We start from the raw sequence: 8,985 nt of genomic DNA, 5'->3' as shown, positions 1-8,985 counted from the left end.
GGGATCGATCCGGGCGCAGCGGCTACGGTTTGCTGCGCTGCACCTCCTTCCGCTGTGTCTGGCTGCGCCAGACGGTCGCTGCGCTCCCACGCCCGGATCGATCCCTCCACTCAGCCTTCCGATGTCGCCGGTGACGCAAGATCAAGAGCACTCGAGCTTGCGCTCATTGTTGAGTGGTTAGAAGCGGGTGGTTGACTTTGTATTTGTGGTGGATTTTCCCCTCACCCCAGCCCTCTCCCCTTGGAGAGGGAGCCGATTTGTGGGCTGTTCAAAACCTGCATACGACGCGGTATCCCAAGTCGGCGCATCTCTCACATCCACCACAATCAGTCCCCTCTCCCTCCGGGAGAGGGCTAGGGTGAGGGGCCTTTGATCTTCAACGCCGCCATCAAGGTCGAAAGCAGGCGAGCTGACACTCGGCCTCATGGTTTGTACTCGGCCCCTGTGGGAGCTTGCCTGCAAGCGATTAGGCCAGTACAGGCAACGTTGTCATTGGCCAAAAGGTAATTTTCTTCAATACCCTCCCAAAGCCGCTGACTAAGATGTGCCCCTTGTTCCTCGTTTTGAAGCAGGTGTGCGATGAGTCTGATTGTTTCGATGGCGGCGTTTGCGTTGGCTGCTTCCATCACGCCGGGGCCGGTGAATATCGTGGCGTTGAGTTCGGGGGCGCAGTATGGGTTTCGTGCCAGTCAGCGGCACGTCGCCGGGGCGACGTTGGGGTTTGTGTTGTTGCTGGTGTTGATGGGGCTGGGGCTGCATGAAGTTTTGCAGCGCTGGCCGTTCATGACCCGTTTGGTGCAATGGGCCGGTGTTGCGTTTTTGCTGTTCATGGCCTGGAAACTGGCCAGTGATGACGGCCAGCTTAATGCGACCGACTCAGGTCGGGCGCCGTCGATGCTCTACGGTGCGGTCATGCAATGGCTCAACCCCAAAGCCTGGCTGGCCTGTGTGGCGGGCATGGGGGCGTTTGTTGCCGATGGCGAGGCGCGGTTGGTCTGGCAGTTTGCGGCGGTGTATCTGGTGATCTGTTATCTGTCGGTCGGCTGCTGGGCGTATGCCGGGACGTTTTTGCGCGGGTATCTGAACAATGCCAAGGGGATGCGTTGGTTCAATCGGGTGATGGCCGGGTTGTTGGCGTTGAGCGCAATTTATCTGCTGCTACCGTAACCCATGTAGGAGTGAGCCTGCTCGCGATAGCGTACTTCCAGTCAATTATGCTTCCGACTGGAAGTCCGCCATCGCGAGCAGGCTCACTCCTACAGGGATTGGTGTTCAATCTCACATGAACGGCAACTCAAACGCCGCCCCTTCGATGTGATACACCGTCGGCTCTTCGGAAAAATATTCTTCCAGCCCCAGCATGAACAACCGATGATCCTCGCTCGCTTCAAAACCCGGCGTGTGATCCTCAAGCGACTGCCAGCGCACGATCAGATTGAAGCGCTCGGGCGTTTCGATCCCTTGCGCGAGCATGTGCCCGCCATAACCCTTGGCGCGGCGGAGCAGGGGGGCGACCTCGGCGAAGGCCTGTTTGAACGGCTCGACGTATTGCTTATGAACCGGTAGTACAGCGATCTCGTAAACCATGACGTTCCCCTTAACGTGAGTGCTGCGTGGTGGATGGCGCATCGCTGAGTGCAGATGGATCGACGGCAATCGCGATCTTGCCCAGCAGCCCGTTGTTACGGCTTTCCAGTCGGGCGTGGGCGAGCCCGAGGTCAGCCAGCGAATAGACCGCGCCAACGTGCGGGCGCAGTTGGCCGCGTTCGACCAGTGCGCTCAATTCATCGAGCTTGCCGCGGTTCTGGCGGGTGAACACAAAGTGGAAACTGGCATTTTTGCCCCAGGCCTGGATCACGTTCTGTGGCTGGGCGATATCGACGATGGACACCACCCGGCCCAGTTGGGCGAGTGCGTCGGGGCTGCGCGCCAGGGTGTCGCCGCCGATGGTGTCGAACACCACATCAACGCCATGCCCGCCGGTTTCGCGCAGGATGGCGTCGATGTAATCCTCCTTCTCGTAATCGATCAGCACATCGGCACCCATGCGCCGCGCGAACTCGAAGTTGGCTTCGCGTACGGTGGTGAAGACTTTCGCGCCCATGGCTTTGGCCAGCTGGATTGCAACGTGCCCGACGCCACCCGCGCCACCATGAATCAGCACGCTTTCGCCAACCCTGAGTGACGCTCGCACCACCAGCGCTTCCCATGCCGTGCCGCCGACCAGGCTGAGGCTGGCCGCTTCGAGGTGGCTCATCGCTTTCGGCTTCCTGGCCACGATAGTCTGCGCGGCAACGTGGTACTCGGCGTAACTGCCAGGCCCGGCGAAGATCTGCGGGGTGTACCAGACCTCGTCGCCCGGCGCGAAAGCCGTGACGCCCGGGCCGACCGCTTCGACCACGCCGGAGACGTCGTGACCGCTGATGGCCGGCAGCGGCACAAGGTCGAGGTAGTCGCCGCGGCGAACCTGATAGTCCAGAGGGTTGATGGAGGTGGCGTGTACTCGCACCAGTACTTCGCCAGCGTTGGGGATGGGCGTGGGAACGTCGCGCAGTTCGAACGATTCCGGGCCGCCAAATGATTCAAGCATCATCGCTTTCATTGCATTTCCTCGTTTCGGTAAAAAGGGATATCGGGAATTCTCGATATCACGGGGCAAAAAATTACAGCTCGCTGCCGATGATCTCGGCCAGCTCACGGATCGCCGCTTCATTGCGCTTGTAGTACGTCCATTGGCCGATGCGCCTGACTTCGACCAGGCCCGCCCGTTGCAGCGTCGCCAGATAATCGGACACCGTCGACTGCGACAGCCCGACGCCTTCCTGAATACTGCTGACGCAAACGCCTACCGTATGCACGTCGCCTTCATCCTGAGGAGGAAAGCTGTTGGCCGGGTCCTTCAAGCCTTTGAGAATCTCGAGGCGAGTACGGTTGGAGAGTGCTTTGAAGATGTCGAGTAGGTCCATGCCGCGAAGATATCGGATTTTACCGATATGTCAACGACTGATTTCGATAAGCGTCAACCCCGATACTGCCCCGGCGTTGCCGCCAGATGTTGCTTGAAGGCGCGCTGAAAATGCGCCTGATCGGCAAACCCGGCCGCGAGCGCGACGTCGGCGATCAACTGGCCGTGGCGCAGGCGCTCGCGGGCGAACTGGATGCGCTGGTTGATCACGAACGCATGGGGCGTCATGCCGTAATGCTGTTTGAACGCGCGGATTAGGTACGACGGCGATAGCTGCGCCGCGGTGCAAATATCGTCGAGGCTCAGCGCATCGGTGCAATGCTCGCGAATGAAATCGGCGGCGCGTTCGAGCTTGCCGTTCGGCTCGCGCAACGGCGCGCTGGCGGGGTTCAGGCGCAAGTGCAGATCGCTGAAAAACTCCACCGCTGCGCTGTGTTTGCGCAGCAGGTCGTACTGATCGTCGACGAGGATTTCGTACAGCTCACACAAATCGTGAAACAGCGCCGCGTCATCGAGATGGGTCACAGCAAAACGACAAAACCCCTGCGCACCGAACCCCAACTGTTGCTGCAGATCGCTCAGCCAAGGCGTTTCGACGTACAGCATCACATACGACCACGGCTGATCGTCGATCGGATTGCACGCATGCACATCGCCGGGGTTCATCAGCACCACCGTGCCTGCGGCCACCTCGAACGCTGATTGCTCATGCACATACGTGCTACGCCCGGCGGTGATTGCGCCGATGGAAAAATGCGCGTGGGAATGCCGCGCATAACAGACCTCACGGCCATCGGCGATGGCCCGCGCCTCGATGAAGGGCAGGGCATCGTCGCGCCAGAAGCGCGGGGCTTTTTCTGGGGTTTTGGCGGCAGCGTGTTTCATGGTGGTTATCCCGGCAGGCCAGTGCGCCAGTGTAGGGGCTGCGGACGCCAAAGGCTCGTCCAAGTTCGACAGGATTGGCTTTTTCAGGCCCAACGGCACATCCAGATCGGTAAATGGTGCGCTCATCAAAACGGTTGAACTCCGCGCCAGACTCTTCCGTCACTTCCTATGAGGGGACTCAGGGCAATGTTGTCAGGTCGCCCCACTTAACGTTTTCACTCAGAAGGCGAGGGACCACATGAACACTTCAGATAACAGGGCAGGAACCACCGCAGACGAACCGTCCAAGGGCCAGGCCGGGCAGGCCTTCGAGCATTTGAAAGACGACGTCAGCGAAACGCTCGGCGGTGCTCGACAGCAAGCCGATGCGCAATTCGGTCAGTATCGTGACACGGCCGCCGAACAGATCGAAGCGCTGGCGCAAGGCGCGAAAAGCTTCGTCTCGGAGCTGGAGGACAAGGACACGCTGGGTATGTCCGACTACCTCTCCGACATGGCCGAGTCGATGACCGGGCTGGCGCAAAATCTGCGTGGCAAGAGTGCCGAACAGCTGTTGCACGACGCCGCCGAGCTGGCGCGCAGCAACCCCGGGTTGTTCATTGCCGGCAGTGTGGCGATCGGTTTCGGCCTGTCGCGGTTTCTCAAGGCAGGGACTTCTGCGGCGGCCGAAGTGACTGCCGATCATCAGCCGGCAGCCGGAAGCTCAACGCCACCCGCCGGCGGTTTCGGCGCCCAACGACCCTATGAAACCTCAACTGCGACCGCCACTGATCCCAGTCCAGGCCTGGCGACCGGCATCACCCCGACGTCGGCCGATGAGCACGATCACCCGAGTGATTTTGCCGGAACCGCCATCCCCACCTCGCCCACCAAAGGAGACCTGTCATGAACCGAGACGATGCAGATCTGCAAGGCGCCCGACCTACAGCCAACCATGACGACGCTTCGGTGACGGGACTGCTGCGGCAGTTGTCCCGCGAAGTGCCCGCGCTGTTCACCAAGGAACTGGCGCTGGCCAAGGCCGAATTTCAGTCCAGCCTCAACACGCTCAAGGCCGGTATCGGTGCGGTTGCCGGCGGGGCGATTGTGCTGCTGGCGGGACTGATCATTTTGCTGATGTCGGCGGTGTACGGCCTGAGTATGTTCATGGCGCCATGGCTGGCGGCGCTGATCGTCGGCGTGGTGGTGATGATCATCGGCTTTGTCATGGTGCAGTCGGGCAAGAAACAGTTCGAACCGTCCCATTTCAAACCTGACCGGACGCTGGACGCCTTGAACAAAGACCAGGAAGCGCTGCGGAGGAAAGCCTCATGAAGACTGAATTGGATATCGAATCGCAAAAAAGCCCTGAGCAGATCGAGCGCGAGATCGACGCGCAACGCGCCAGCATCGGCAATATCGTCGACCAGCTGGAAAGCAAATTCACCCCTGGGCAGATGATCGATCAGGCGTGGGGCATGCTGCAGAACAATGGTTCGCAATTCGTGACCAACCTCGGCACCAGCGTGCGCAACAACCCGGTGCCGGCGGTGTTGACCTCGGTCGGCCTGCTCTGGCTGATGATGGGCCAGAACCGTCCGCCAGTGCCGCAGCCGACCTATCGCAGCGGTCCGGATCAGGACCGGGCCGGGGAGTGGGCCGATGGCTTGGCCGATAGCTTCGGCAGCGCGCGCGAACATGTGCATCAGACCAGCGACTCGTTGAAGCACGGCTATCAATCGCTCAAGGACAAGGCTGCGCACATGGGCGAGAACGTTGGTGCCGCCAAGGAGAATTTGCGCCACACCATGCACGATGCCAGCGACCGATTGAGTCAGAGCGGCCAGGCCATGGGGCAGCAATTCAATCAGTTGCTCAAGGAGCAACCGCTGATGGTCGCGGCGGCCGGTATTGCGATTGGCGCGATGCTCGGTGCCGCGCTGCCTAAGACGGCCACTGAGCAGCGCTATTTGGGGCGGACCAGCGCGGGCATGGTCGACAAGGTGAAAAAACAGGCGCGGGAGGGGTATGAGACTGTCCGCGATACGGTGACGAAGACGACCGAGCAGGCTACGGGGCAGGGTGCTCAGCCTACGCAAGCGACCACGTCTGATGAATCGGCGGATCTGTCCAAGGGATTGGGGACGTCTTGATGATGGTGGGTGAGGGAGGCCTTGGTATGGCCTCCTTTTCTTATTTCCGATTATCGACGTGTGGACGGAAATTCGGCGATCGAACGATTGGGGTGTGTCAGTTTCCCCTCACCCCAGCCCTCTCCCAAAGGGAGAGGGGGCCGACCGAGGTGTCTTGCGGGATGCATCGACCTGAGTGAGCGAGTCGATTGTGAATTCGACAGCGTAAAAAGATCGGGTCGATTGTGAATTCGACAGCGTAAAAAAAATCGGGTCGATTGTGGATTCAACCGCATGCAAAAGATCGAGCGGATTCCGGATTCCCAGCCGCACGCTCAGGTCGGCCTATTTCCTCAATATCCCCCAATCAGTCCCCACTCCCCTTGGGAGAGGGCTAGGGTGAGGGCTGACCCTGAAGAAACCGTCCATCACGACTCAAAAAGGACCCCATCATGCAAACCCTGACCGGCGGCTGCCTCTGCGGCAATATCCGCCTCGAAGCCTCGGGCCAACCCTACCGCGTCGGTCTCTGCCACTGCCTCGACTGCCGCAAAGTCCACGGCGCGCTGTTCCACGCCTCGGCCATTTTCCCTGCCAGTGCCGTCACCACAAGCGGCGAAACCCGTGACTACGCCGGCCGACATTTCTGCCCGCGCTGCGGATCCTCAGTGTTCAACCGCAGTGACGACGAAATCGAAGTCAACCTCGGCGCCCTCGATAGCCCCGATCAACTGCAACCGACCTACGAAAGCTGGACCGTGCGCCGCGAGTCCTGGCTGCCAGCGTTCCCGCTGGCGCATCATTACCCGCGTGATCGCGAGGGCCCGGGCCGCTCGGAAGATTAGCCAGAGCCCAGCCTTGCGGCGGATCGATCAACCGCGAATAAACGCCAGCAAATCAGCGTTGATCGTCTCCGCTTCGGTCGTCGGCATGCCGTGCGGGAACCCCGGATACGACTTAAGCGTGCCGTTGGGCAGCAACTTCGCCGACAACGGCCCCGAATTGGCATACGGCACAATCTGATCGTCCTCGCCATGCATCACCAGCACCGGCACGCTGACTTTCTTCAAGTCCTCGGTGAAGTCGGTCTGCGAGAACGCGACGATGCCGTCGTAATGCGCTTTGGCCGAGCCCATCATGCCTTGGCGCCACCAGTTGGCGATCACGCCTTCCGAAGCCTCGGCACCGGGGCGGTTGTATCCATAAAACGGCCCGCTCGGCACGTCCCGATAGAACTGCGCGCGATTGGCCGCTACCTGGGCCTGAAAGCCATCGAACACCGACTTCGGCAAGCCCCCGGGATTGCTCGCGGTCTGCACCATTAGCGGCGGTACCGCGGCAATCAATGCCGCTTTGGCGACGTTGTCCTGGCCGTGGCGGGCGATGTAGTGGATCACCTCGCCGCCGCCGGTGGAATGGCCGACATGCACGACATTCTTCAAGCCCAAATGTTTAACCACCGCCAGGACATCGTCGGCGTAATGGTCCATGTCGTGACCGTCCCAAACCTGAGCAGAACGGCCATGCCCGCGCCGATCGTGGGCGACCACGCGAAAGCCCTGGCCGAGGAAGAACAGCATCTGCGCATCCCAATCGTCCGAACTGAGCGGCCAGCCATGGTGGAAATGGATCACCGGCGCATCGCGCGGGCCCCAGTCCTTGTAGAAGATTTCAACGCCGTCTGTGGTGGTGACAAATCCCATGTTCGCGACTCCTGACCGATGTGGAGGGCAGCCCGCGCGACGCGCGCGGGCCGATTTGGCTGATACACGTGATGTGCAAGCAAAGTGCGAGCCGTTATCAACTTTAGGAGCAATGTTGATGTGTGCATGACCGGTGGTCGCAACGTCTCGCTTGAGAGTGCAAATCAGGTTTCGCTGAAAGGAACAAACCCAGGCGCGGCGGTGCCTGCGGTATTTATGTCGAACAGTTCAAACTGTGGACCGATGCGGCTGGGCTGGCCCCCGGTGGCGGGAATATGATGTGGGCCCTCGTCAATTCAGGGCTACGCTGAAGAGCATTACAGCCTGTGGAGTGTGTGATGCTAGTGCCCGGAAAACCCGAGAATGAAGCGGCGCGCGTGCAAGCGCTGCAGGGTCTCAACCTGCTCGACTCGGCCCCCGAAGAGCGCTTCGATCGCCTCACGCGGCTGGCCAAACGCCTGTTCAACGTGCCGATTGCGCTGGTCACACTGGTGGACAAGGATCGCCAGTGGTTCAAGTCCTGTGTCGGCCTCGACGCCACCGAAACGCCGCGAGACGTGTCGTTCTGCGGTCACGCGATCCTGCAGAACGAACTGCTGCTGGTGCCGGATGCCCGCGAAGACCTGCGTTTTCATGACAATCCGCTGGTGACCGGGGCGCCGAACATTCGCTTTTACGCCGGTTATCCGCTGACGGTGCCTCACGGCAACAAAATGGGCACGCTGTGCCTGATCGATACCAAGCCCCGCGAACTTGACGATGAAGAACGCGCACTGTTGCGCGATCTGGCAGAAATGGCCGAGCAGGAATTGACCGCGGTGCAGATGGCGAGCATGGACGAGCTGACCTTGCTGTCCAACCGACGCGGCTTCAAGCAGTTGGCCCAGCATGCGCTGGACGCCTGTTCGCGCCTGAGCCGTCCGGCAACCTTGCTGTTTTTCGACCTCAACGACTTCAAGCAGATCAACGACCTTTACGGACATGCCGAGGGCGACAACGCCTTGAAGACGTTCGCCGACGTGCTGCGTATTGCCTTTCGCGAAAGCGACGTAGTCGGGCGTCTGGGCGGCGATGAATTCGTCGCGCTGCTGACCGGCTCCAGCCATGTCGAAACCACGGCGATCATGGCGCGCATGAAAGAAATCCTCGAAGAGCGCAACGCCACGCTGCACCGCGGCTACGCCATTCGGTTCAGCGTCGGCCAGATCGAATACGACCCCAAGCGCCACGACAGCGTCGACCGCCTGCTCGCCGACGCGGACGGCGCGATGTACGCGCACAAGCAGGCCTTGAAGCGCTGCTGAGCAAAACCCATCGCCAG

Annotated in this window: 11 protein-coding genes; 6 read left to right on the top strand and 5 right to left on the bottom strand. The window is 60.7% G+C overall.

The window, feature by feature from the left end:
• Positions 1-579: 579 nt before the first annotated feature.
• A complete protein-coding gene (locus tag ACYYKW_RS12450) occupies positions 580-1,167 on the top strand; it encodes a LysE family translocator (RefSeq protein WP_203421715.1) in 588 nt (195 codons plus the stop codon).
• Between the two features lie 111 nt (positions 1,168-1,278).
• On the opposite strand, the gene ACYYKW_RS12445 is transcribed toward ACYYKW_RS12450, so the two are convergent.
• The 4 genes from ACYYKW_RS12445 to ACYYKW_RS12430 all read right to left on the bottom strand — a co-directional run bounded on the left by ACYYKW_RS12445 (position 1,279) and on the right by ACYYKW_RS12430 (position 3,850).
• Positions 1,279-1,587, bottom strand: a complete 309-nt coding sequence (locus tag ACYYKW_RS12445) for an antibiotic biosynthesis monooxygenase family protein (protein WP_464990255.1) — start codon at positions 1,585-1,587, stop codon at positions 1,279-1,281.
• 10 nt (positions 1,588-1,597) lie between these two features.
• Complete coding sequence (locus ACYYKW_RS12440; protein ID WP_464990254.1) at positions 1,598-2,602, bottom strand: zinc-dependent alcohol dehydrogenase family protein; 1,005 nt, start codon at positions 2,600-2,602, stop codon at positions 1,598-1,600.
• Positions 2,603-2,663: 61 nt separating this feature from the next.
• Positions 2,664-2,966, bottom strand: coding sequence for an ArsR/SmtB family transcription factor (locus tag ACYYKW_RS12435; RefSeq protein WP_090282894.1), 303 nt, complete (start codon positions 2,964-2,966; stop codon positions 2,664-2,666).
• A gap of 53 nt (positions 2,967-3,019) precedes the next feature.
• Complete coding sequence (locus ACYYKW_RS12430) at positions 3,020-3,850, bottom strand: helix-turn-helix transcriptional regulator (RefSeq protein ID WP_464990253.1); 831 nt, start codon at positions 3,848-3,850, stop codon at positions 3,020-3,022.
• A 238-nt stretch (positions 3,851-4,088) separates the two neighbouring features.
• Between ACYYKW_RS12430 and ACYYKW_RS12425 the strand changes: the two genes are divergently transcribed.
• The 4 genes from ACYYKW_RS12425 (at position 4,089) to ACYYKW_RS12410 (ending at position 6,806) form a co-directional block, all read left to right on the top strand.
• A complete protein-coding gene (locus tag ACYYKW_RS12425) occupies positions 4,089-4,739 on the top strand; it encodes a hypothetical protein (protein WP_464990252.1) in 651 nt (216 codons plus the stop codon).
• Complete coding sequence (locus tag ACYYKW_RS12420) at positions 4,736-5,164, top strand: phage holin family protein (protein WP_093102271.1); 429 nt, start codon at positions 4,736-4,738, stop codon at positions 5,162-5,164. The genes ACYYKW_RS12425 and ACYYKW_RS12420 overlap by 4 nt, the downstream gene beginning before the upstream one ends.
• A complete protein-coding gene (locus ACYYKW_RS12415) occupies positions 5,161-5,982 on the top strand; it encodes a DUF3618 domain-containing protein (RefSeq protein ID WP_464990251.1) in 822 nt (273 codons plus the stop codon). The genes ACYYKW_RS12420 and ACYYKW_RS12415 overlap by 4 nt, the downstream gene beginning before the upstream one ends.
• Positions 5,983-6,413: 431 nt before the next feature.
• Complete coding sequence (locus ACYYKW_RS12410; RefSeq protein ID WP_093102267.1) at positions 6,414-6,806, top strand: GFA family protein; 393 nt, start codon at positions 6,414-6,416, stop codon at positions 6,804-6,806.
• A gap of 27 nt (positions 6,807-6,833) precedes the next feature.
• Here ACYYKW_RS12410 and ACYYKW_RS12405 read toward each other — a convergent pair whose 3' ends face one another.
• Positions 6,834-7,664, bottom strand: coding sequence for an alpha/beta fold hydrolase (locus tag ACYYKW_RS12405; protein WP_464990250.1), 831 nt, complete (start codon positions 7,662-7,664; stop codon positions 6,834-6,836).
• 338 nt (positions 7,665-8,002) lie between these two features.
• Here ACYYKW_RS12405 and ACYYKW_RS12400 point away from each other — a divergent pair, with 338 nt between their 5' ends.
• Positions 8,003-8,968 carry a sensor domain-containing diguanylate cyclase gene (locus ACYYKW_RS12400; RefSeq protein WP_090282900.1) on the top strand — a complete coding sequence of 322 codons (966 nt, stop codon included), beginning with the start codon at positions 8,003-8,005 and terminating at the stop codon, positions 8,966-8,968.
• Positions 8,969-8,985 lie beyond the last annotated feature (17 nt).

The sequence above is a fragment of the Pseudomonas sp. 15C genome, from assembly GCF_055484735.1.
Note: the sequence above shows the minus strand (reverse complement) of the source record. Positions and strands in the feature narration are given on the sequence as shown.